The following is a 22,431-nucleotide window of genomic DNA, read 5'->3' on the forward strand; positions in this document are numbered from 1 at the left end:
TGTCACGCGGACGTGCCGCGAATTGAGGAAGGGCAACTCGTATGGGGAACGATCACGGCCGGCGCCTGCCGCGGCTTGAAGACGTGGCAGCGCGGGCCAATGTTTCCCACCAAACGGTCTCGCGGGTGATCAACAACCACCCGAACGTCAGCGCGGCGACGCGGGGGCGTGTGGAAGCGGCGATTGCCGAGCTTGGCTACCGGCGCAACACGGCCGCGCGGAGCCTGGTCACCCGGCGCACGCAGACCATCGGCGTCCTTGCCTCCGAATTGGGACAGTATGGTCCGGCGAATACGCTCCTGGGCGTCCAACAGGCCGCCCGCGAGGCAGGCTATTTCGTGAGCATTGCCGCGATCAGGGGGGCCGGGTCTGATGCGATTTCCGATGCGGTGCGCCACCTGACGGACCAGGGCGCCGATGGCTTGATTGTCATCGCCCCGCACGACGGGACGCTGGAGGTGCTGGAGGGCCTGAAACTGAATGTGCCGGTGATCGTGGTGGGCGTAGCCGGCCACGGGAATCTGTGCGGGGTGATGCTGGACCAGAAACTCGGCGCGCGCCTGGCCGTGGCCCACCTGATCAGCCTTGGCCACCAGCGCATTGGCCACGTCTCCGGACCGCTGGACTGGATCGATGGCCAGGCCCGTGTTGACGGCTGGCGCGAGGAACTGGCGGAAGCCGGACTTGGCGACGACCTGCTGGTCGAGGGCGACTGGAGCGCGGGCAGCGGGTACCGGATCGGGCAGCAGCTGGCAGATCAGCGCGAGGCCACTGCAGTGTTCGTCAGCAACGACCAGATGGCCCTGGGACTGCTGCGGGCGTTCGGCGAGAAGGGCGTCCGCGTACCCGAGGACGTGTCCGTGATTGGCTTCGACGACCAGCCCGAATCCGCCTACTTTATGCCCCCGCTGACCACTGTCCGCCAGGACTTTGAAGAACTCGGCAGGCGCTGCATGGACCTGATGCGCGCCCAGATCGAGGACGGTGCCGCGGGCGGCACCCTGGTGGTTGGCCCCGAGCTGGTGGTGCGCGCCAGCACCGCCGCCCGCCCGCCCCAACCCTGAGGCCCGGAGCCCACTCGAATAACGCGAATGAAGCAATTCCTTGACAGGCGGTTTGTTAGCGCTAACAATAATGGAGTTCGCAATGCTGCGAAATCAACTTGGAGGATTTGATGGACGTCTCAGTGGACGGAACCGAAAACTTTGTCATTGGTGTGGACTACGGCACGCTCTCCGGGCGGGCCGTGGTGGTCCGGGTCCGTGACGGCAAGGAGCTGGGCAGCGGCGTCTTCGACTACCCGCATGGTGTGGTGACGGACGCCCTGCCGGCGAATGTCGCCGGTGCCGCGGATGTCATGGACGACGGCGCCGCCCGGCTTCCCGGGGAATGGGCCCTGCAGGTGCCCAACGACTACCGCGACGTCCTCCGCCACGCAGTCCCCGCGGCGATCGCCGACGCCGGGATCGACCCCGCCGCCGTCGTCGGCATTGCCACCGACTTCACCGCCTGCACCATGGTTCCCGTCAAGGCGGACGGCACACCGCTGAACGAACTGGACGGGTTCGCCAACCGGCCGCACGCCTACGTGAAACTCTGGCGCCACCACGCCGCGCAGCCGCAGGCGGACCGGATCAACGCCCTGGCGGCTGAACGGGGCGAAACCTGGCTGCCGCGCTACGGCGGGCTCATCTCGTCCGAATGGGAATTCGCCAAGGGACTGCAGCTCCTCGAGGAGGACCCGGAGACCTATGCCGCCATGGACCACTGGGTGGAGGCAGCCGACTGGATCGTCTGGCAGCTCTGCGGCAACTACGTCCGCAACGCCTGCACCGCCGGCTACAAGGGCATGTACCAGGACGGCCGCTACCCCTCCGAGGACTTCCTCGCTGCCCTGAACCCGGCCTTTAGGGACTTCGTCAGCACCAAACTGGAGCACACCATCGGCCGGCTGGGCGACGCCGCGGGCTATCTCACGGCCGAAGCCGCCGCCTGGACCGGCCTGCCCGAGGGGATCGCGGTGGCGGTGGGCAACGTGGATGCCCACGTCACCGCTCCGGCCGCCCGCGCCGTGGAGCCCGGACAGCTCGTGGCCATCATGGGCACCTCCACCTGCCATGTGATGAACGGCACCGAACTGCACGAAGTCCCGGGCATGTGCGGCGTGGTGGACGGCGGCATCGTGGACGGCCTGTGGGGCTACGAGGCCGGACAGTCCGGCGTGGGCGACATCTTCGGCTGGTTCACCAAGAACGGCGTCCCGCCGGAGTACCACCAGGCCGCGGAAGCGGCAGGGCTCGGGATCCACGAATACCTCACCGAGCTCGCCGCCAGCCAGGCCATCGGCGAGCACGGCCTCATTGCCCTCGACTGGCATTCCGGCAACCGATCGGTGCTGGTGGACCACGAACTCTCGGGCGTGGTGGTGGGCCAGACCCTTGCCACCCGGCCGGAAGACTCCTACCGCGCCCTGATGGAAGCCACCGCCTTCGGCACCCGGACCATCGTGGACGCCTTCCGCGATTCCGGCGTTCCTGTCAAGGAATTCATCGTGGCCGGCGGCCTGCTGAAGAACAAGCTCCTCATGCAGATCTACGCCGACATCACCGGCCTGCAGCTCTCCACCATCGGCTCAAACCAGGGCCCGGCCCTGGGCTCCGCCATCCATGCCGCCGTGGCCGCCTGCCGGTACCCGGACATCCGCGCGGCCGCCGCCGCCATGGGCTCCGAACCTGGCGACGTCTACACGCCCATCCCGGAAAACGTTGCCGCCTACGAGGAATTGTTCCAGGAATACCGCGCGCTGCACGACTATTTCGGCCGCGGCACCAACGATGTCATGCACCGGCTCAAAGCCATCCAGCGCCGGTCCGCCCGCCGCCTCGTCACCGCCGGGGTGTCCGCATGAGCGCGCTGCTGGAATCCATCGCCCAACTAAGGGCCGAGGTGTGCGCCCTGCACGCCGAACTGACGCGCTACGAGCTGGTGGTCTGGACGGCAGGCAACGTGTCCGCGCGGGTGCCCGGCCATGACCTGATGGTCATCAAGCCGTCGGGGGTTTCCTATGACGACCTGCGCGCCGAGCTTTTGGTGGTCACCGACCTGTATGGCACGCCGGTCAGTGGCGCCAACATCGGCAGCGGCGGCACTATCCACTGGGGCAACCCGCCGCTGTCGCCGTCGTCGGACACCGCCGCGCACGCATACGTCTACCGCAACATGCCCGACGTCGGAGGTGTGGTCCACACGCATTCCACCTACGCCACGGCCTGGGCGGCGCGCGGCGAGGCCATCCCGTGCGTCCTCACCATGATGGGCGACGAGTTCGGCGGGCCTATCCCGGTGGGTCCCTTCGCGCTGATCGGGGACGACTCCATTGGCCAGGGCATCGTGGAGACGCTGAAGAACTCCACCTCGCCGGCCGTCCTGATGCAGAACCATGGACCGTTCACCATCGGCAAGGACGCCAGCGCGGCGGTGAAAGCCGCGGTCATGTGCGAGGAAGTGGCCCGGACCGTCCATATTTCCCGCCAGCTTGGCGAGCCACTGCCAATCGACCCGGCCCAGATCGACTCCCTGTATGACCGCTACCAGAACGTCTACGGCCGCTAGGCCCACTAACCGGCCCGCTAGGCCCAACAACCGGGCCGCCAGGCCGCCCACCGCCGTCGCCCTTTTATTTCAGCTGGAGAAAACATGCCCAACGCCACCAACACGTCCGCAAACACAACGTCGCTCGGCCAGTACGAAGTCTGGTTCCTCACCGGCAGCCAGCACCTGTACGGCGAGGACGTCCTGAAGCAGGTGGCCGCGCAGTCCCAGGAGATTGCCGCCGCCCTCAACCAATCCTCGGATGTCCCGGTCAAGATCGTCTGGAAGCCCGTGCTCACCGACTCGGACGCCATCCGCCGTACCGCCCTGGAGGCGAACTCGGACGACGCCGTGATCGGTGTGACCGCCTGGATGCACACCTTCTCCCCGGCCAAGATGTGGATCCAGGGCCTGGACCTGCTCCGCAAGCCGCTGCTGCACCTGCACACCCAGGCCAACCGGGACCTGCCGTGGGCTGACATTGACTTCGATTTTATGAACCTGAACCAGGCCGCGCACGGCGACCGCGAGTTCGGCTACATCCAGTCGCGCCTCGGCATTCCGCGCAAAACCGTGGTGGGGCACGTGTCCAACCCCGAGGTCTCCCGTCAGGTGGGATCCTGGCAGCGCGCCTCGGCCGGTTGGGCCGCCGTCCGGACCCTGAAGCTCACCCGCTTCGGTGACAACATGCGCAACGTCGCCGTCACCGAAGGCGACAAGACCGAAGCCGAGCTGCGCTTCGGCGTCTCGGTCAACACCTGGTCCGTCAACGAACTCGCCGATGCCGTGCACGGCGCCGCGGAGTCCGACGTCGACGCCCTGGTTGCAGAGTACGAGCGCCTCTACGAGGTGGTCCCCGAGCTCCAAAAGGGCGGTGCCCGCCACGAGTCGCTGCGCTACAGCGCCAGGATCGAGCTGGGCCTCCGCAGCTTCCTGGAGTCCAACGGCTCCGCGGCCTTCACCACCTCATTTGAGGACCTGGGCGCGTTGCGCCAGCTGCCGGGCATGGCGGTCCAGCGGCTCATGGCCGATGGCTATGGCTTCGGCGCCGAGGGCGACTGGAAGACCGCCATCCTGGTCCGGGCCGCAAAGGTTATGGGTGAGGGGCTGCCCGGCGGCGCCTCGCTGATGGAGGACTACACGTACCACCTCGTCCCCGGCGCGGAGAAGATCCTGGGCGCCCACATGCTCGAGGTCTGCCCCTCCCTGACGGCCACCAAACCGCGCGTCGAAATCCACCCCTTGGGCATCGGCGGCAAGGAAGACCCGGTCCGGATGGTGTTCGACACCGACGCCGGCCCAGGCGTCGTCGTGGCGCTCTCGGACATGCGCGACCGGTTCCGGCTCGTGGCGAACGCCGTCGACGTCGTGGACCTGGACGAGCCGCTGCCCAACCTGCCGGTAGCCCGGGCCCTCTGGTCACCCAAGCCGGACTTCGCCACCTCCGCCGCCGCCTGGCTCACCGCCGGGGCCGCGCACCATACAGTCCTGACCACCGCCGTCGGCATGGACGTGTTCGAGGACTTCGCCGAGATCGCCCAAACGGAGCTGCTGACCATCGACGACGGCACCACCATCCGCGGCTTCAAGAAGGAACTCGCCTGGAACGCCGCCTACTACAAGCTGGCCGGCGGGCTGTGACCGGGGTTGAACACGCACTTCGGCACGGAGACTACACCGCGGCGATATCCGCCCGGGGAGCGGCGTTGCGCGTGTTGCAGCACCGGGGGCGGGACCTCGTTGTCCCGTTCCCGGCTGGCGGGCCCAACCCGCACTACCGCGGCGTGGTGGTCGCGCCCTGGCCGAACCGGATTCCCGACGGCGAGTACACCTTTGATGGCATCGACTACCGGGTGCCGGTCAACGAGCCGGACAGGCAGTGCGCCCTGCACGGCTTCACCCCCGAGCTCGACTGGACGCTGGCGACCCAGGCCGAGTCCGCGCTCACGTTGTCCTGCAGTATCGGGCCGACGCCGGGCTACCCGTTCGCGTTGACCATCACCGCCCAGTACCGGCTGGACAGCGACGGCCTGCACACCACCGTGACCGCAGCCAATACGGGGGAGCGGGCGGCACCGTACGGGGTGTGCCCGCACCCGCGAGGGGCAGGCGTGCGTGGTGGTGAGGGACCCGGGAGGACCCGGCGTCGGGATGGCCTGGGACCGCAGCTGCACCTGGGTTCAGCTCTACACCGGGGACACGGACCCGCCGCTGCCCACCCGGCTGGGGCTCGCCGTCGAGCCGATGACCTGCCCGCCGGACGCGTTCAACAGCGGCACGGACCTGCTGCGGCTTGAACCGGGAGCCTCGCACCGAGCTGCCTGGCGCGTTTATGCCGCTTGACGCGTCCTTGAACTGTGAGGATGCGCTGCGGATCAGTCTAAGGTTAACGCCGGATGTGCGTTGACTCACATGCACTGAGAAGCTATGTTTGACCCTGTTGTTAGCGATAACAATTTGCTGGCGTTGATTGCCGGCTCAACTCCGTTCCATCCAGACCTACGCATTCCTCCCGCTGTTACCCGCCCCGCAGGGGGCACAACGACGTGCAGGGCTGCGATCAGCAACTTCGCGGACCACGGGCCCGCGGAAGGAGAAAATTGTGAAGATCAGGAAACTCCTGGGCACCGTTGCGGTTGTCCTCGCTGTGACCGTCGGGGCCACCGGCTGCGGCAGCCGCGGCGGCACGGCAGCCGAACCCGCCGCCTCCGGCGATGCTGCCGGCTCCCTTGTGGGAATCTCAATGCCGACGCAGACGTCGGAGCGGTGGATCGCGGACGGCAAGAACGTCTCCGACTCCGTTGCCAAGCTCGGCTACAAGGCCGATCTGCAGTACGCCAACGATGACATCCCCACGCAGGTGGCGCAGATCGAGAACATGCTCACCAAGGGCGCCAAGGCTCTGATCGTGGCGGCCATTGACGGCACCACGCTCACCGACGTCCTCGCCAAAGCGAAGGAACAGAACGTCAAGGTCATCGCCTACGACCGGCTCATCAACGGCACACCGAACGTGGACTTCTACACCACCTTCGACAACTACACCGTGGGCGTGCAGCAGGCCACGTCGCTGCTGACTGGCCTGGGCCTCGTTGATGCGGCCGGCAAGAAGGTGGACGGCAAGGGACCTTTCAACGTGGAGCTCTTCGCCGGGAGCCCGGATGACAACAACGCCAACTTCTTCTGGACCGGCGCCATGGATACCCTCCAGCCGTACCTGGATGCCGGCACCCTGAAGGTCCCCAGCGGACAGACCAAGTTCGAGCAGGCGGCCATCCTGCGCTGGCAGGCCCCCGTGGCCCAGAAGCGCATGGAAGACATCCTCACGGCCGCTTACAGCTCCGGCACCAAGCTCAACGGCGTCCTCTCGCCGTATGACGGCCTCTCCATCGGCATCATCTCCGCCCTGACCAGCACCGGCGGCTACGCCAAGGGAAGCCTGCCGATCGTCACCGGCCAGGATGCTGAAAAGGGTTCGGTCAAGTCCATCACCGCCGGTGAGCAGTACTCCACGATCTTCAAGGACACCCGCCAGCTGGGCGCCCAGGCCGTGAAGATGGTGGACGCCCTCCTGAAGGGCCAGGAGCCCGAGGTCAACGACACCAAGACCTACAACAACAAGGTCAAGGTGGTCCCGGCCTACCTGCTCAAGTCCGTGATCATCACGGATGAGAACTACAAGAAGGAACTCATCGACTCCGGCTACTACACCGAGGCCGACGTCAAGTAGCCACGTCGAAGGGAGGCGGCCCACCGTCGGGTCGTGGCCGTCTCCCTTCCCGTAGACCCCTGCAGCCGCAGGCGGTTCCAGGTACTACCAGTCAGTGAGAATTGGCGATGAACACACTCATTCTTCAAATGCGAGGAATCACCAAGACCTTCCCGGGCGTGAAGGCACTCCAGGACGTCACCCTGCAGGTAAACCGCGGCGAGGTCCATGCCATCTGCGGGGAGAACGGTGCAGGAAAATCAACCCTGATGAAGGTGCTGTCCGGTGTCTACCCCCACAGCTCCTTCGACGGCGACATCCTGTTCGAAAACGAACCCTGCAACTTCGCCAGCATCAGCGACAGCGAGAAGCGCGGAATTGTGATCATCCACCAGGAACTGGCGCTGAGCCCCTACCTGTCGATCGCGGAGAACATCTACCTTGGCAACGAACAGGCCACGCGCGGCTGGGTGGACTGGCGCAAGACCAACCTGGAGGCCGCGAAGCTCCTGGCCCGGGTGGGGCTGAGCGAAAACCCTGTCACCCCCGTGCAGCAGATCAGCGTGGGCAAGCAGCAGCTCGTGGAGATCGCCAAGGCGCTTTCGAAGGAGGTCAAGCTCCTCATCCTCGACGAACCCACGGCGGCCCTCAACGACGAGGACTCGGGCCACCTGCTGGACCTGATCCTGCACCTCAAAGGCCAGGGCGTCACATCCATCATCATCAGCCATAAGCTCAACGAGATCCGCAAGGTGGCGGACGCCGTCACCATCATCCGTGACGGCAAGACCATCGAAACCCTCCGCCTGGGCGACGGCGGGATCACGCAGGAACGCATCATCCGCGGCATGGTTGGCCGCGACCTGGAGAGCCTCTACCCGGACCGCACTCCCCGGATCGGCGAGGAAGTCCTGCGGATCGAGGACTGGTCCGTCCGGCACCCGCAGGACCACAGCAGGATGGTGGTCACCAACGCCAGCCTCAACGTCCGCAAGGGCGAAGTGGTTGGCCTTGCCGGGCTGATGGGCGCCGGCAGGACAGAGCTGGCCATGAGCGTGTTCGGCCGCAGCTACGGCATCGCAACATCCGGCAAAGTCTTCAAGCACGGCGTCGAAATCAACACCGGCACCGTTTCCGCGGCCATCAAGCATGGGATCGCCTACGCCACCGAGGACCGCAAACGCTATGGCCTGAACCTCATCGAGGACATCAAGCGGAACGTGTCCATGGCCGCCCTTCCCAAGCTGGTCAAGCGTGGCTGGGTGGACAAGAACCAGGAAACCGTCGTAGCCAACGACTACCGGAAGAGCATGAACATCAAGGCGCCGTCGGTGGCGGCCATCACGGGCAAACTGTCCGGCGGCAACCAGCAGAAAGTGGTGCTGAGCAAGTGGATGTTCTCCGATCCGGACGTGCTGATCCTTGACGAGCCCACCCGCGGGATCGACGTCGGCGCGAAGTTTGAGATCTACACGATCATCGCGAAGCTGGCCGCGGAAGGAAAGGCAGTCATCGTGATTTCCTCCGAACTGCCCGAGCTGCTGGGCATCTGCGACAGGATCTACACCCTGTCCGCCGGGCACATCACCGGCGAGGTTCCCATCGCCGAAGCGACGCAGGAAACCCTCATGCATTTCATGACCAAAGAGAAGGAATAGCGAACATGTCCGCCCTCCGAGAATCCCTGGGCTTCCTCACAAGCCGCCTCCGCCAGGTTGGCATCTTTGTCGCCCTGATCCTGATCGTCCTGCTGTTCCAAGTCCTGACTGACGGGATCCTGCTGGAGCCGCAGAACGTCACCAACCTGGTGGTCCAGAACAGCTACATCCTGATTCTGGCCATCGGCATGGTGATGGTCATCATCGCCGGACATATCGACCTTTCGGTGGGATCGATTGCCGGTTTCATCGGTGCGGTGGCCGGTGTCATGATCGTGCACTGGGGCTGGGCCTGGTGGGTTGCCATCCCCGCCTGTTTGCTGGTCGGTGCATTGGTGGGTGCCTGGCAGGGCTACTGGATTGCCTACGTTGGGATTCCCGCGTTCATCGTCACCCTCGCGGGGATGCTGATCTTCCGAGGCCTGACCCTGATCACCCTTAAGAACCAGCAGATTACCCCTTTCCCGGCCGAGCTGCGGGCTCTTGGCGGCGGCTTCCTGCCGGACATTTCCGGCGGCACCTCAGTGCTGGAGTGGCTCACGGTCATCCTGGGTGTGGGCGCTACCCTGGCCCTGGTGATCCAGGCGGTCAAGGAACGCCGGATCCGGAAGAAGTTCGATCTTGAGAATGAACCGATGGCCTGGTTCGCCATCAAGACTGCGTTCATCGCCCTGCTGATGCTGATCATCACCTTCCTGCTTGCCAGCTACCGCGGCACCCCGATCGTCCTGATTGTGCTTGCGGTCCTGGTGATCGTCTACACGGCACTGATGAACAACAGCGTCTTTGGCCGGCACACCTACGCCATCGGTGGGAACCTGCACGCGGCGGAGCTGTCCGGCATCAAGACCAAAGCTGTGACCTTCCGACTCTTTGTGAACATGGGCGTCCTGGCCGCACTCGCCGGCCTGGTGTTCACCGCCCGGCTCAACTCCGCACAACCGGCCGGCGGCACCGGCTTCGAGCTGGACTCCATCGCCGCGGCCTTCATTGGCGGCGCGGCCGTCCAGGGCGGCGTCGGCACGGTGGCCGGAGCCATGATCGGCGGCCTGATCATGGGAGTTCTGAACAACGGCATGTCCATCCTGGGCCTCGGCACCGACTACCAGCAGCTCATCAAGGGCCTGGTGCTGCTGCTCGCCGTCGGCTTCGACATTTTCAACAAGAACCGCAGTGGCAAGGGCGGCGGCGCGGCCTTCGGCAAGCGCCTGAAGGTCAAGCCGGACACCGGTGCCGCAGCGGACGCCGGCCCGGCCACAGATCAGGTTGCCGCCCCGGTGCCCGCGGCGAAGTAGCGCGCAGCGGTGCCCTCAGCGAAGTAGCTTGCTGCGAAGCGGCCGACGGCTTACTCAGCGTCGGCCGCTTCCGCGTGCACGTCAGCGAGGTTGTCCTCGGAGCGGTCCAGGTAGGCCAGCAGGAGGTCTGCCGCGCGGTCGAGTTCGCCGGCTTCCAACGCCTCACAGATCGCGTCGTTTTCCTGCAGATAGTGGTGGTAGAACTGCCCGTCCACGGTGGCTTTGTGGAAAAACAGCCGCATCTCGGCCAAGACCTGCCCCATCATGCTGTTCAGCCGCCGGCTTCCCGCCAGGGCAACGATGGCGCCGTGGAAATGCTGGTTGGCTGTGCCGAGCGCTTCCTCGTCACCGGCGGCCGCGGCCCGCTTGCCTTCCTCGACGGCGGCCCGCACGGCGGCCACATTCTCCTGGCTCCCGCCGCCGCGCAAGGCGCTGACCTCGATGGCGCGCCGGACTGTATAGACGTCGTGGATGTCCCCTGCCCCCAGGCTCGCCACAAAAACGCCGCGGTTGGGGTGACGAACCACCAGCCGTTCGCTGGCGAGTTCGGCGAAGGCCTCCCGCACCGTGTTCCGGGAAACGCCGAGATCCTCGGCGATGGTGGATTCGGTGAGTCGCGCGCCGGGAAGCAGGGCTCCCTCGGCGAGCTGGAGCCGGAGTTCGTCCGCCACGCGTTCCGCCACTGAAGGAACGGCCACCCGGAGACGGCCTGTAGCGGAGCGGACGGTCGGATTCGATGTGGCCATACCTGAGAATTTACATGATCGTCACATCATTGAATCGAAGGATTGTTGAACAATCGCTAAATTTAATGCATCCTAGTTAGACCACTCAATGAGACGGGGATCACAAATGACAACCATCGACCTGAACAGCGACGTCGGCGAATCCTTCGGACGCTGGACCCTGGGCGATGACGCGGCGATGTTTGCCTCCGTTTCCAGCGCGAACGTGGCCTGCGGCTTCCACGCCGGCGATCCCAGCGTCATCCGCCGCACCTGCCGGGACGCCGCGGCCGCGGGAGTCGTGATCGGCGCACACGTGGGCTACCGCGACCTCGCCGGCTTTGGCCGCCGCTTCCTGGACATCAGCCCGAGCGAACTGGCCGACGACGTCGTGTACCAGATCGGGGCGTTGCAGGCTCTCGCATCGGTTGAGGGAGCCCGGGTCCGGTACGTAAAGCCGCACGGCGGCCTCTACAACGCGATCGTCACGCACACCGCCCAGGCGCAGGCCGTCGTCGATGCCGTGAAGTCGGTTGACCCCAGCCTGCCGATCATGGGCCTGCCGGGCTCGGAAGTCCTGCGGCTCGCAGAAAAGGCAGGCCTGCGGGCGGTGAGCGAAGCGTTCGCGGACCGTGCCTACAACCCCGATGGAACGCTCGTCTCCCGATCTCACCAAGGCGCGGTCCTTCACGACACCGCCGAAGTGGCGGAGCATGTATTAAGGATGGCAACCGACGGGTCGGTCAGGACCATCGACGGTTCCATCCTGAAAATCCGCGCAGACAGCATCTGCGTGCATGGTGACTCGCCCGGGGCCGTGGAAATGGCCACTGCAGTGAAGTCCGCTCTGGGCGACGCCGGCATCGGCATCAGCCCGTTCGCCTAGCTCGAACCGTCCAGCCGGAACCACCCGGCCCCATTTCACGGCCGCACCCGGCCTCTGCACCACCCAAACCCCGCACCACCCTCACCCCGGAGGAACCCATGACCAGCACAAACAAGGCAGCGAAGCCGGCGGCAAGGAAGCCGCCGCGCGGCGCCCTCAAGGCGTACGTCGCCAGCCTCACCGGCACCTCGCTCGAGTACTACGACTTTGCCATCTATTCGGTGGCCTCGGCGTTGGTCTTCCCCAAGATTTTCTTCCCCTCCAACGATGAGTTCGTCGGGCTCCTCCTCTCCTTCTCCGCCTTCGCGGTGGGCTACCTTGCCCGGCCGATTGGCGGCGTTATTTTCGGCCGCCTGGGCGACAAGGTGGGCCGTAAGTATGTCCTCGTGTTCACCCTGGTGCTGATCGGCGTCGCAACCGTCCTCATCGGTGCGCTGCCGGACTACTCCGTGATCGGCGTCGCGGCCCCCGTCATCCTGGTGCTGCTGCGACTGGCCCAGGGCATCGGCGTCGGCGGCGAATGGGGCGGCGCGGTGCTGCTGTCCAGCGAATTCGGCGACCCCAACAAGCGCGGCTTCTGGTCCTCCGCTGCCCAGATCGGTCCGCCCGCCGGAAACCTGATGGCCAACGGCGTCCTGGCCATCCTTGCCGCTTCCCTCAGCACCGAAGCCTTCCTGTCCTGGGGCTGGCGCGTGGCCTTCCTCGCCTCGGCAATCCTGGTGGTCTTTGGCCTGCTGATCCGCCTCAGGCTTGAGGAAACGCCGGTTTTCAAGGCCATTCAGGCGCACGGCGACCGTCCCAAGGCGCCGATCAAGGAAGTCTTCACCACCGAACCCAAGGCCCTGATCTCCGCAGCCCTATCCCGTCTCTGCCCCGACGTCCTTTACGCTCTGTTCACCGTTTTCGTGGCCGTCTACGCCACCAAGGAACTGGGCATGACCACGGGCAACGTGCTGGCCGCCATCCTCATCGGCTCAGCGTTCCAGCTATTCCTGATCCCGGCAGCCGGCGCCCTCACGGACCGCTTCAACCGGCGCTGGGTCTACGGCATTGCCGCGGCGGCAACCGCCCTCTACATTCCGCTGTTCTTCCTGATGATCCAGGGCAAATCCGTGGTGATGCTGACCATCGGCGTGGTGATCGGCCTGGCCCTGCACGCCTTTATGTACGGCCCGCAGGCCGCCTTCATCACCGAGCAGTTCCCGGCCCGCCTCCGCTATGCCGGCAGCTCCCTGGCCTACACCCTGGCCGGCGTTGTTGGCGGCGCCGTGGCCCCGCTGATCTTCACCGCCCTCTACGGCGCGGCGTCCGGCGGCTGGTACCTGATCGCCATTTACATCGCGCTGACGGCCGTCATTACCATCGTGGGCATGCGCCTGGGCCGCGACCCGCAGCCGGAAGCGGACCTTCGCCTGCTCCACGACAACGCCCAGGGCAGCCACGCCTGAGCGGCGCGGCCTGATCCCCATGGAAACAGTCAGTAACCCCGCCACGGCAGCCCGCGTGCTCGCCGTCAGGCCGGTAGGTACGACGGCGGTGCTCGCCGAACTCTCCGGGCTCCACGACGTGCTGGCCCTGCAGGCCCTGCTGCTGGAGCAGCCGCTGCCCGGCCAGGTGGATGTGCTGGCCGCCGCTGAAACGGTGATGGTCAGGGCGGATTCGCCCACCTCCGCGCGCCGGATGGCTTCGCTGCTGCTGGAGCTGGATCTGACGGTCCAGTCCCACGCCGAGGGGAAGCTGGTCACCATCGATACCGTGTACGACGGCGAGGACCTCGCCGAAGTGGGGCGGCTCACCGGCCTGGGGGCAGAGGGAGTGGTGGCCGCCCATACCGGGCAGGTCTGGACAGTGGCGTTCGGCGGCTTCGCGCCGGGCTTCGGCTACATGGTGGGGGAGAACCAGGCGCTGGAAGTACCGCGCCGGAGTTCACCGCGGACCGCCGTCCCCGCCGGATCCGTGGCGCTGGCGGGCAACTATTCGGCCGTGTATCCACGGAAATCACCGGGCGGCTGGCAGCTGATCGGCCGCACCGCCGCCCACATGTGGGACCTCGGCCGCGAGCAGCCTGCCCTGGCCGCGCCCGGTGACCGGGTGCAGTTCCGTGCAGTGCGGGAGTTCGTGGAAGTTGCGGCGACCGAGGCCGGGGCTTCCGGTTCCGAAGCGCCGGCTGCCACCGATGCAGACATTCAGTCCGGCCTGCGGATCCTGTCGCCCGGCCTCCAGAGCCTGATCCAGGACCTGGGCCGTCCCGGCCACGCCGGGCTTGGGGTGTCGGCCGCCGGCGCACTGGACCGCTCCTCCCTGCGCCGCGCGAACCGGATCGTGGGCAACCAGCCGTCAGCCGCCGTCGTCGAATCCGTTGCCGGCGGGCTGCGCGTGCAGGCCGTGGGCGACCAGGTTTTGGCAGTGACGGGGGCGCCGTCTGCACTCACTGCGGTGACGCCGTCGAATGGTTTTTCCTCCGGTGACGGCGGTCCGGAGGACGACGACGAGGACCAGCCTGAGCAGGTGCGCAAGGTACCCATGGCAACCGCGTTTGCCCTGCTGGACGGCGAGATCCTGACCATCGGCGCGCCCGAGCGCGGTTTCCGCAGCTACCTCGCCATCCGCGGCGGCGCGGCAGCCGACGCGGTGCTGGGCAGCCGGTCCACGGACACCATGTCCGGTATCGGGCCGGCGCCATTGGCCCCCGGTCAGTTGCTGGCCGCCGGTGTGGCCACGTCTTCCAGCGTGGTGGGCAATCCGGAGCTGCAGCCGGAGTTCCCGGATGCCGGCGTGACGGTCCTGGATATAGTGCCAGGGCCCCGCGATGACTGGTTCGACGCGGCCGCGCTGGAATCACTCTGCGCCCAGGACTGGTTGGTGACGCCCCGCTCGAACCGGGTGGGCATGCGCCTGGACGGAGAGCCGCTGAGCCGGAGCCGGGACGGCGAGTTGGCCAGTGAGGGGACGATGGCCGGCGCGCTCCAGATTCCGCCGGAGGGCCAGCCCGTGTTGTTCCTTGCCGACCACCCCATTACCGGTGGCTACCCCGTGATCGGCGTGGTGGTGGACCATCAGCTTGACCTCGCCGCCCAGATCCCGATCGGCGGCTCCATCCGCTTCCGCTGGGCGCCAGGCTACGGGCTGCCCGCCAACGCTTCCCCCGATGTCTCCCAGGCAAAAGACTTCCAGACAAAAGATTCCCAGACGAAGTGAGTAACTGATGCGCAAGGTCCTGATCGCCAACCGCGGAGAAATCGCCGTCCGCATCGCCCGTGCCTGCGAGGACGCCGGCCTGGAGTCCGTGGCCGTCTATGCGGACGTGGATGCCGACGCCATGCACGTTTCCGCCGCCAGCGAGGCCTACAGCCTGGGCGGCAACGCGCCGTCGGAAACGTACCTGGATATTGCCAACCTGCTGCGCGTGGCGGCGAAATCCGGGGCGGACGCGGTCCACCCCGGCTACGGCTTCCTGTCCGAGAACGCCGAGTTTGCCCAGGCCGTCCTCGACGCCGGCCTTACCTGGATCGGCCCCGCCCCGGAGGCCATCCGGCAGTTGGGCAACAAGATCACCGCGCGCGAAATCGCCGTGCGCGCCGGCGCCCCGCTGGTGGCCGGCAGCGACGGTCCTGTGGCCTCAGCAGCCGAGGCGCGCGCGTTTGCCGAAGAGCACGGCCTGCCGATTGCCATCAAGGCGGCCTTCGGCGGAGGAGGGCGCGGGCTGAAAGTGGTCCGCGAGATGGACCAGATCGAGGAGTCCTTCGACTCTGCGGTCCGCGAAGCAGTGGTGGCTTTCGGCCGCGGCGAGTGCTTTGTGGAGCGGTACCTTGACCGGCCCCGGCACGTGGAGGCGCAGGTCCTGGCGGACCAGCACGGCAACGTTGTGGTGGTGGGAACGCGCGACTGCTCGCTGCAGCGCCGACACCAGAAGCTGGTGGAGGAGGCGCCCGCACCCTTCCTGACCGATGAGCAGACCCGGCAGATTTACGACGCCGCCAAGGCAGTGTGCCGCGAAGCCTCCTACTCGGGGGCCGGGACGGTCGAATTCCTGGTGGCGGCCGACGGCACTGTCGCCTTCCTCGAGGTGAACACCCGCCTGCAGGTGGAGCATCCCATCACCGAGGAGACCACCGGGGTGGACCTGGTGCAGGAGCAGTTCCGGATCGCCGCGGGCGAGCATTTGCGCTTCAGCTCCGACCCCGAACCTCGCGGGCATTCGTTCGAATTCCGCCTGAACGCCGAGGACGTGGGCCGGGGCTTCCTGCCCTCGCCGGGGACCGTCACCACGTTCAGCGGCCCCACGGGTCCGGGCATCCGGCTGGACTCGGGCGTCCGCGCCGGTTCCATCGTGGCGCCGCAGTTCGATTCGCTGCTGGCGAAGCTGATCGTGACCGGCGCCGACCGGCAACAGGCTCTTCGCCGTGCCCGTCGCGCCCTCGCCGAAATGGAGATCACCGGCGTGGCCACCGTCCTGCCGTTCCACCGCGCCGTGGTCCAGGCGCCGGACTTTACCTCCGAAACCGCTTTGGGGATCCACACGCGCTGGATTGAGACAGACTTCGCGGATTCCATCGCGGCGGATCCGGAGTTCGGCACGTCCGTTCCGGACGGTGCGCGCCGCACCATCACCGTTGACGTCGATGGCCGGCGCCTCGCCGTCGGTCTTCCCGCGTCCTTGTTGGATGGCTGGGCGCGTTCGGGTGCCGGCGTTTCGGCGGGCGTTTCCCTTGCCGGCGATTCCCCGGCAGGGGAGTACGATGGCGCCGCTGCGGCGGGTGCCGCCGATCCCGGTGAGCTGCGGGCGGACATGGCCGGAACAGTAGTGAAGTGGCTGGTCGAGCCGGGCGCCGAAGTGGCTGCCGGGGATCCGGTGGTCGTTCTTGAAGCGATGAAGATGGAAACCCAGGTGGCCGCGCACCGGGGCGGGAAGTTGAGCGGGATCAGGGCCGAGGCCGGCGGTGTTGTCGGCGCGGGGGCCGTGCTGGCGCTGATCGGATAGAGGGGTCTGCGGCCGCGGCTCCGCGAACAGGAAGGTCCGGCCGGAAATCGTGATCCGGCCGGACTCCTGCTTGTTGTTGAAGGCCTTAGTCGGTGTGGTTGGACAAGGCCACGAGGACGCCTGCCACTGCAAAGTACTTGTTGCTGCCGAGGTCGCGGACGGTCTTGATGCCCATTCCTGCGAGAAGTTCAGCATGCTTGTCTGTCAGGCCGGCCAGCGCTGACGGCGGGGCGTCAAGAATTTCCTTCAGGCTCTTGCCCTCGTAGTCTTTGTCGAGTTTCTTGCCTAGCTCAATTGAAACGGCCATGATCATCCCTTGCTCGAACGAACCTTACAGTCGACTATCCGTGGGCTACATTGCTTCGGATTGCTATGGCGCCCAGAGTGCCCTGGCGCCATAGTGGCTACGCTATCTCAGGCGCAGGCGCCCGTGGAGTCTTTCGAGTGATTTTTTTGTACTGCACGTGACCTTCAAAGGGCTTCCGCTGAGTGGCAGCTGTGGTTGCCACCGAGCCCTCGACGGAACAGGGTTGCAGCATGACGAAGTTGCAGGCAACGGCCAACCGCTTTGGACAGGATGTCTCGGCAAGTATCGAGGCGGAGCCTGACGGAGTGATCGCCCTGGCTCCACATCTCGCTGCCCTGTGGGAATTCGCGGCCCCTTTGCTTCGTGTGCGCAACAATGACGCCCACACTCTCTACGCCTTCGGACTGGCCAGCGCACTGCTGGACGCGTACCCGGAAGCGGATGCCGCCGTCGTGCTTCCCGCGATCATGCTGCACGACATCGGCTGGTCCCAGGTGCCGCCGTCGGAGGTCCTGCAGGCGATCGCACCCGGCGGCGGCAGGGCGGACCTCGTCCTGCTGCACGAGAAGGAGGGCGCCCGGCTGGCCGCCGGAATCCTCGCGGAATGCAGCTACGACGCGCTGAAGGTCCCGGCGATTCTGGAAATTATCGACGGCCACGACTCCCGCCGCGAGGCGCTCTCGATCGAGGACGCGATCGTCAAGGACGCGGACAAAACCTGGCGGCTCAGCCCGCACGGCATTGATACGGTGATGGACTGGTTCGGCCTGGACCGGGGGCAGGCGCTGCGGCTGTGCAGCCAGCGCGTGCACGGCCATCTGTTTACCGATGAGGCGAAGGCCATGGCGCGGGCGCTGTCGGCGCTGGAATCGGTCACCCTGTGGCCGCAGCGCCAGCGGCTGCTCAACGCGGGCGGGGACGAAAGCCTGACACGCATCTAGACTCGAATCCGGACACTGACAGGCGCGTCCGGAACGAGGAGGTCACCATGGCCGGCGGCAGCCGCGAGCCCGGACGCACCGTGACGTCCAAGGTGCTGGCTATTCTGGAGGCCTTCGAAACCTCCCGCGGTGCCCTGAGCCTGACGGACATTGCCGAGAAATCCGGGTTGCCGCTCAGCACGACGCACCGCCTGGTCAACGAACTGACGGACTGGGGCTTCCTCTCGCGCGAGCCAAACGGCCGCTACCAGCTGGGCATCCGGCTGTGGGAGCTCGCTCAGAACACCGGACGCCAGCTGCGCGACGCTGCCCAGCCGTACGTGCAGGACCTGTTCTCCCTGACCGGTGAGACCGCGCACCTGGCGGTCCGGGCCGGGCACGAAGTCCTCTACATTGACCGGGTCTACGGCTCCAAACGTGTTCCCCGGGCCTCCCGCGTAGGAGGCCGCCTCCCGATGCACGCCACCGCCGTCGGGAAGGTCATTCTCGCGTTCGAGGACGACTGGGTCCGCGACGCCTACCTGAACCGGGATCTCGAACGGCCCACCGCGCACACCCACATCGACCCCCGGAAGTTTGCCGAGGAGCTGGGCCAGATCCGGGCACAGGGTTATGCCACCACCTTGGAGGAGGTGCGGCTGGGTTCGTGTTCCATCGCCGTCCCGGTGTTTCATACGGGCAGGATCGGCGCCGGCCTCGGGCTGGTGCTGCCGACGTCGCACGCTTCAACCATGACCCGGCACCTCCCCGTCCTCAAGGGGATCTCGGCCCAGATCGAGCGGGCCACCGCGCGGATCCCGCTGGAGACGCTGATCGGCGTGCACCGCGGGCCGCGGACCTGACGCTCGCGCATGCCGTGCCAGGAAACACAAAGGCAGCCCCCGGACTACGGTCCGGGGGCTGCCTTTCTTAGCTGTTGAAGCGTCGGTAACGGCTAGAGCGTCGACGTGTCGATCACGAAGCGGTACCGCACGTCCGAGGCCAGGACGCGCTCGTAGGCGTCGTTGATCTTGCTTGCCGGGATGACCTCGATCTCGGCGCCGAGGTTGTGCTCCGCGCAGAAGTTGAGCATCTCCTGGGTCTCGCGGATGCCGCCGATCATGGAGCCGGCGAAGGAGCGGCGGCCGCCGATGAGCGCGAACGCGTTCACGGGAAGCGGCTCGGCCGGTGCGCCGACGTTGACCAGCGCGCCGTCGAGCTTCAGCAGCTGCAGGTAGGAGCTGATGTCGATCGAAGCGCTGACGGTGTTGATGATCAGGTCAAAGCTGCCGGCAAGATCCGCGAAGGTGGTCTCGTCGCTGGTGGCGTAGTAGTGGTCCGCGCCCAGCTTCAGGCCGTCTTCCTGCTTTTTGAGCGACTGCGAGAGCACGGTGACCTCGGCGCCCATGGCGTGGGCGAGCTTGACGCCCATGTGGCCGAGTCCGCCGAGGCCGACGACGGCGACCTTCTTCCCGGGACCTGCGCCCCAGTGCCGCAAGGGGGAGTACGTGGTGATGCCCGCGCACAGAAGGGGAGCGGCGGCGTCGAGCTCTATGCCTTCAGGGATGGTGACCACGAAGTCCTCGGTGACCACAACGTGGGTGGAGTAACCGCCCTGGGTGATGGTGCCGTCGCGGTCCACGGCGCCGTAGGTGCCGGTGTTGCCCTTGAGGCAGTACTGTTCCTCGCCTGCCTGGCAGTTGGCGCATTCGCCGCAGGAGTTGACCATGCAGCCGACGCCGACACGATCGCCGACGGAATGCTTGCTGACGGCGGAGCCAACCTCGGTGACGATGCCGGCAATCTCGTGGCCGGGGACCAGTGGGTACTGCTGCGGGCCCCAGTCGCCGCGGACGGTGTGGATGTCCGAGTGGCAGATGCCGGCGAACTTGATCTCGATCAGCACATCGTGGGCGCCGACGTCGCGGCGTTCGATGGTGGTTGGCACCAGGTCTTCGTCAGCGGACGGGGCGGCGTAGGCGTTAGCGATAAGCAATATTTCTCCTATTGAGAGGGGCAGACAGCATTGGGTGCAGCTGCTGAAGTTCTTGGCCGTGGGTGCGTGGCACCCAGCGGGCACTATTCAATCAAAGCGCATCCGGCAATCCTGAGGGAGGCTCTGCCTTGAGGGGTACTGGCAGGGCCTCCCTGGGAATCTTGCCGTTGTGGGCTTTGAACCGTTAGCGGCTCCGGGTAGCTGTTTGTGCTGTCTGCACGAGATTTTCCGTTGCGGCCCAGGAGGCAAGGAGCTTGAGTGCTTCCTCTGCGGGGCTGCCCGGGACGGCGGGGTAAACCGTCAGGGTGTGGCCGGGGTCCTCGTCCAGCCCCAGGACCTGGTAGTCCAGTTCAAGGAGGCCGACCACAGAGTGCTGGAAAACCTTGGTGCCGGAGTAGTGCCGCCGGACGTTGTGTGCCGCCCAGCGGGTGCGGAAGTCGTCGCTGCGCATGGACAGTTCGCCCACGAGTTCGGCGATGCCTTTGTCGTGCGGATTGCGCCCCGCTTCGCGGCGGAGGATGGCCACGTTGGCGCTGGCCGCGCTGTTCCAGTCTGTATAGAAGTTGTGCGACCGCGGGTCCAGGAAGATGAACCGTGAGTGGTTTGCCGGCCTCGCTGGACCGCGGTACATGTCGGCGTACAGGGCATAACCCAAGGTGTTGGCGGCGATGATGTCCAGGCGGTTGTTGCCGATGATCGCAGGCGCGCCGGTGATGGCGTCCAGCAGGTGCTGCAGAACGGGGCGCACACTGTGTGCCGTGGCGCTCGCGGGACTGCGCTTGCGGCCTGAGGTGGCGGCCGTGCGTGCCAGGTCGTAGAGGTGATCGTGCTCCGCGCGGTCCAGTTCGAGAGCACGGGCGATCGCATCGAGGACACTGTCCGATACGCCGGCAAGGTTTCCGCGTTCCAGCCGGGTGTAGTACTCGACGCTTACACCGGCCAGACGGGCGACTTCCTCCCGCCGCAGTCCGGGCACCCGGCGCCGGCCGCCGTACTGCTCCAGACCGGCCTGCTCCGGGGTGATGCGCGCGCGCCGTGAGGACAGGAACTGCCGTACCTCTGCTCGGTTATCCATACCGTTTACGTTACGGCGAATCCCGGGCGGGGTGGGAGGTTCTGTGGGGGCCTGTTTGGGCAGCTTCCGGTTGGGCCGGCTACGCCTGAGCCATCTATTCGGGCAGCGTCGCGATCAGGGAATGAGGTTGTCGGCCCGGTAGCGGTCGAAGAGAGCGATGAAGGCGTCCAGCGTCCGTCTGTAGCCGGTGAACCCGGCATCCCGGCTCTTGCCCATGTCGGTCACCACCTCAATGCCGCGCCCCAGGTCGCCGTCCGTGTGCCACCAGGATGCCACCCGACTCAAGTCCGGCTCGCTGAGGTTATAGCGCCCGGCAAGCTCGCGCCACTGGTCCTCCCGGCCGGCCATGGACTGCTCGAGGGGACGGGGCTCCGCCTCGTACCCTTCCCATTCCACGCCGAAGTAGGCCGCGAGCTTGGGCCACATCCAGCGCCAGCGGAACACATCGCCGTTGACGATGTTGAATGCCTCGTTCGCGGCCTGCCGTGTGGTGGATGCCCAGAGCATGTGCTCGGCGAGCAGGCCTGCTTCCGTCATGTCAGTCAGCCCGTTCCATTGCGTCTCGGATCCGGGAAAGACGAATGGCTCGCCGCTCTCCCGGCAAAGGGTTGCTTGGGCTGCGAGTGTGAGACCCATGTTCATGGCATTGCCCACTGCGTGCCCGATCACCGTGTGCGCGCGATGCACAGACCACGTGAACCCTTGCTCCGCGGCCGCGGCCCAGAGCTCATCCTCCTGGGCGTAATAGAAGTTCGGCACCGGAAGGCGCGGCTCCTCCTCGTGGAAGGGCGTATCGGCCATCTTTCCGGCTGCGTACGCTTCGAACGGTCCGAGGTAGTGCTTGAGCCCGGTCATCAGGGCAACGTGGGCTACGTCCTTGCCCCGTAGTGCGGCGAGGAGATCGCGGACCATGCCGGCGTTGACGGTGATGTTCTCCTCCTCGGTGTCACGCCGTGACCAGGCAGTGAAGAACACGTGCGAGGGATTCTCCGGCCCGAGCACACTGGTCAGCGATGCAGCCGAGGTGAGGTCGGCGGAGAGCCATCGAACCCCGGGGCGCTCCGCTCCTGGCCTGCGTGACAGGGCAAGGACAGCCCAGCCCTCGCCTGCCAAGCGATCAACGAGGGCGGAGCCGGCGATGCCGGTGGCGCCCACCACGAGAGCCGTCCGCTGAGTGCCCGTTGCTGTTCCTGTGCCTTTGGTCATTGACGCTCCTCCTGGTGTGTGCTGCTGTGTCTGCGTGTCGTCCGGGCTGTCGGGACATGGCATCCCCGGATGCTACAGGCAC

19 protein-coding genes are annotated in these 22,431 nt (G+C 66.5%); 14 read left to right on the plus strand and 5 right to left on the minus strand.

What is annotated here, in order from left to right; genetic code table 11:
• Positions 1-41: 41 nt before the first annotated feature.
• From AC1MCD_RS00245 to mmsB, 8 genes are all read left to right on the plus strand, one after another.
• Positions 42-1,064 carry a LacI family DNA-binding transcriptional regulator gene (locus AC1MCD_RS00245; protein WP_498674742.1) on the plus strand — a complete coding sequence of 341 codons (1,023 nt, stop codon included), beginning with the start codon at positions 42-44 and terminating at the stop codon, positions 1,062-1,064.
• A gap of 110 nt (positions 1,065-1,174) precedes the next feature.
• Positions 1,175-2,908 (plus strand): ribulokinase, encoded by a 1,734-nt coding sequence (gene araB / locus AC1MCD_RS00250; protein ID WP_498674744.1) that lies wholly within the window; start codon positions 1,175-1,177, stop codon positions 2,906-2,908.
• The gene (locus AC1MCD_RS00255) at positions 2,905-3,612 is read left to right on the plus strand and encodes an L-ribulose-5-phosphate 4-epimerase (protein WP_498674746.1); all 708 of its coding nucleotides are present in this window, start codon (positions 2,905-2,907) and stop codon (positions 3,610-3,612) included. Before araB ends, AC1MCD_RS00255 begins: the two co-directional genes overlap by 4 nt.
• Before the next feature lie 84 nt (positions 3,613-3,696).
• Entirely contained in the window at positions 3,697-5,232 is a 1,536-nt protein-coding gene (gene araA / locus AC1MCD_RS00260; protein ID WP_498674747.1) for an L-arabinose isomerase, read from the plus strand.
• Between the two features lie 71 nt (positions 5,233-5,303).
• Positions 5,304-5,888: an aldose epimerase family protein gene (locus AC1MCD_RS00265; protein ID WP_498674749.1), complete on the plus strand. Its 585-nt coding sequence runs from the start codon at positions 5,304-5,306 to the stop codon at positions 5,886-5,888.
• Between the two features lie 305 nt (positions 5,889-6,193).
• Positions 6,194-7,321: a multiple monosaccharide ABC transporter substrate-binding protein gene (gene chvE, locus AC1MCD_RS00270; RefSeq protein ID WP_498674750.1), complete on the plus strand. Its 1,128-nt coding sequence runs from the start codon at positions 6,194-6,196 to the stop codon at positions 7,319-7,321.
• Positions 7,322-7,428: 107 nt separating this feature from the next.
• Positions 7,429-8,958 carry a multiple monosaccharide ABC transporter ATP-binding protein gene (mmsA, locus tag AC1MCD_RS00275; RefSeq protein WP_498674752.1) on the plus strand — a complete coding sequence of 510 codons (1,530 nt, stop codon included), beginning with the start codon at positions 7,429-7,431 and terminating at the stop codon, positions 8,956-8,958.
• Positions 8,959-8,963: 5 nt separating this feature from the next.
• The gene (gene mmsB / locus AC1MCD_RS00280) at positions 8,964-10,253 is read left to right on the plus strand and encodes a multiple monosaccharide ABC transporter permease (protein WP_498674753.1); all 1,290 of its coding nucleotides are present in this window, start codon (positions 8,964-8,966) and stop codon (positions 10,251-10,253) included.
• Between the two features lie 50 nt (positions 10,254-10,303).
• Here the strand turns inward: mmsB and AC1MCD_RS00285 are convergent, their stop codons facing one another.
• Positions 10,304-10,999, minus strand: coding sequence for a GntR family transcriptional regulator (locus tag AC1MCD_RS00285; RefSeq protein ID WP_498674756.1), 696 nt, complete (start codon positions 10,997-10,999; stop codon positions 10,304-10,306).
• A gap of 106 nt (positions 11,000-11,105) precedes the next feature.
• On the opposite strand from AC1MCD_RS00285, the gene AC1MCD_RS00290 reads away from it, so the two are divergent.
• The 4 genes from AC1MCD_RS00290 to AC1MCD_RS00305 all read left to right on the plus strand — a co-directional run bounded on the left by AC1MCD_RS00290 (position 11,106) and on the right by AC1MCD_RS00305 (position 16,845).
• On the plus strand, positions 11,106-11,864 hold the full coding sequence (locus AC1MCD_RS00290; RefSeq protein WP_498674758.1) for a LamB/YcsF family protein: 759 nt from the start codon (positions 11,106-11,108) through the stop codon (positions 11,862-11,864).
• Between the two features lie 98 nt (positions 11,865-11,962).
• Positions 11,963-13,312 (plus strand): MFS transporter, encoded by a 1,350-nt coding sequence (locus AC1MCD_RS00295; protein ID WP_498674760.1) that lies wholly within the window; start codon positions 11,963-11,965, stop codon positions 13,310-13,312.
• A gap of 19 nt (positions 13,313-13,331) precedes the next feature.
• Positions 13,332-15,062 carry a 5-oxoprolinase subunit B/C family protein gene (locus AC1MCD_RS00300; RefSeq protein ID WP_498674762.1) on the plus strand — a complete coding sequence of 577 codons (1,731 nt, stop codon included), beginning with the start codon at positions 13,332-13,334 and terminating at the stop codon, positions 15,060-15,062.
• Positions 15,063-15,069: 7 nt separating this feature from the next.
• The gene (locus tag AC1MCD_RS00305) at positions 15,070-16,845 is read left to right on the plus strand and encodes an acetyl/propionyl/methylcrotonyl-CoA carboxylase subunit alpha (protein ID WP_498674764.1); all 1,776 of its coding nucleotides are present in this window, start codon (positions 15,070-15,072) and stop codon (positions 16,843-16,845) included.
• 85 nt (positions 16,846-16,930) lie between these two features.
• Here AC1MCD_RS00305 and AC1MCD_RS00310 read toward each other — a convergent pair whose 3' ends face one another.
• A complete protein-coding gene (locus tag AC1MCD_RS00310) occupies positions 16,931-17,152 on the minus strand; it encodes a hypothetical protein (RefSeq protein WP_498674766.1) in 222 nt (73 codons plus the stop codon).
• A 230-nt stretch (positions 17,153-17,382) separates the two neighbouring features.
• Between AC1MCD_RS00310 and AC1MCD_RS00315 the strand changes: the two genes are divergently transcribed.
• Positions 17,383-18,093, plus strand: a complete 711-nt coding sequence (locus tag AC1MCD_RS00315; protein WP_498674767.1) for an HD domain-containing protein — start codon at positions 17,383-17,385, stop codon at positions 18,091-18,093.
• 47 nt (positions 18,094-18,140) lie between these two features.
• A complete protein-coding gene (locus AC1MCD_RS00320) occupies positions 18,141-18,935 on the plus strand; it encodes an IclR family transcriptional regulator (RefSeq protein ID WP_498674769.1) in 795 nt (264 codons plus the stop codon).
• 92 nt (positions 18,936-19,027) lie between these two features.
• Here the strand turns inward: AC1MCD_RS00320 and AC1MCD_RS00325 are convergent, their stop codons facing one another.
• The 3 genes from AC1MCD_RS00325 to AC1MCD_RS00335 all read right to left on the minus strand — a co-directional run bounded on the left by AC1MCD_RS00325 (position 19,028) and on the right by AC1MCD_RS00335 (position 22,349).
• Entirely contained in the window at positions 19,028-20,068 is a 1,041-nt protein-coding gene (locus AC1MCD_RS00325; RefSeq protein WP_498674774.1) for an NAD(P)-dependent alcohol dehydrogenase, read from the minus strand.
• A gap of 184 nt (positions 20,069-20,252) precedes the next feature.
• Complete coding sequence (locus AC1MCD_RS00330) at positions 20,253-21,143, minus strand: helix-turn-helix transcriptional regulator (RefSeq protein WP_498674775.1); 891 nt, start codon at positions 21,141-21,143, stop codon at positions 20,253-20,255.
• Positions 21,144-21,257: 114 nt separating this feature from the next.
• Complete coding sequence (locus AC1MCD_RS00335; RefSeq protein ID WP_498674777.1) at positions 21,258-22,349, minus strand: SDR family oxidoreductase; 1,092 nt, start codon at positions 22,347-22,349, stop codon at positions 21,258-21,260.
• Between the last annotated feature and the right edge of the window lie 82 nt (positions 22,350-22,431).

The organism is Arthrobacter sp. BF1 (genome assembly GCF_056680215.1).

Coding starts and splice junctions, on each gene's coding strand:
- AC1MCD_RS00285 (WP_498674756.1), bottom strand. CDS start 10,999: ATGGCCACATCGAATCCGACCGTCCGCTCCGCTACAGGCCGTCTCCGG.
- AC1MCD_RS00320 (WP_498674769.1), top strand. CDS start 18,141: ATGGCCGGCGGCAGCCGCGAGCCCGGACGCACCGTGACGTCCAAGGTG.
- mmsA (WP_498674752.1), top strand. CDS start 7,429: ATGAACACACTCATTCTTCAAATGCGAGGAATCACCAAGACCTTCCCG.
- AC1MCD_RS00295 (WP_498674760.1), top strand. CDS start 11,963: ATGACCAGCACAAACAAGGCAGCGAAGCCGGCGGCAAGGAAGCCGCCG.
- AC1MCD_RS00290 (WP_498674758.1), top strand. CDS start 11,106: ATGACAACCATCGACCTGAACAGCGACGTCGGCGAATCCTTCGGACGC.
- AC1MCD_RS00300 (WP_498674762.1), top strand. CDS start 13,332: ATGGAAACAGTCAGTAACCCCGCCACGGCAGCCCGCGTGCTCGCCGTC.
- AC1MCD_RS00305 (WP_498674764.1), top strand. CDS start 15,070: ATGCGCAAGGTCCTGATCGCCAACCGCGGAGAAATCGCCGTCCGCATC.
- AC1MCD_RS00255 (WP_498674746.1), top strand. CDS start 2,905: ATGAGCGCGCTGCTGGAATCCATCGCCCAACTAAGGGCCGAGGTGTGC.
- mmsB (WP_498674753.1), top strand. CDS start 8,964: ATGTCCGCCCTCCGAGAATCCCTGGGCTTCCTCACAAGCCGCCTCCGC.
- araB (WP_498674744.1), top strand. CDS start 1,175: ATGGACGTCTCAGTGGACGGAACCGAAAACTTTGTCATTGGTGTGGAC.
- AC1MCD_RS00310 (WP_498674766.1), bottom strand. CDS start 17,152: ATGGCCGTTTCAATTGAGCTAGGCAAGAAACTCGACAAAGACTACGAG.
- AC1MCD_RS00245 (WP_498674742.1), top strand. CDS start 42: ATGGGGAACGATCACGGCCGGCGCCTGCCGCGGCTTGAAGACGTGGCA.
- araA (WP_498674747.1), top strand. CDS start 3,697: ATGCCCAACGCCACCAACACGTCCGCAAACACAACGTCGCTCGGCCAG.
- AC1MCD_RS00330 (WP_498674775.1), bottom strand. CDS start 21,143: ATGGATAACCGAGCAGAGGTACGGCAGTTCCTGTCCTCACGGCGCGCG.
- AC1MCD_RS00335 (WP_498674777.1), bottom strand. CDS start 22,349: ATGACCAAAGGCACAGGAACAGCAACGGGCACTCAGCGGACGGCTCTC.
- AC1MCD_RS00315 (WP_498674767.1), top strand. CDS start 17,383: ATGACGAAGTTGCAGGCAACGGCCAACCGCTTTGGACAGGATGTCTCG.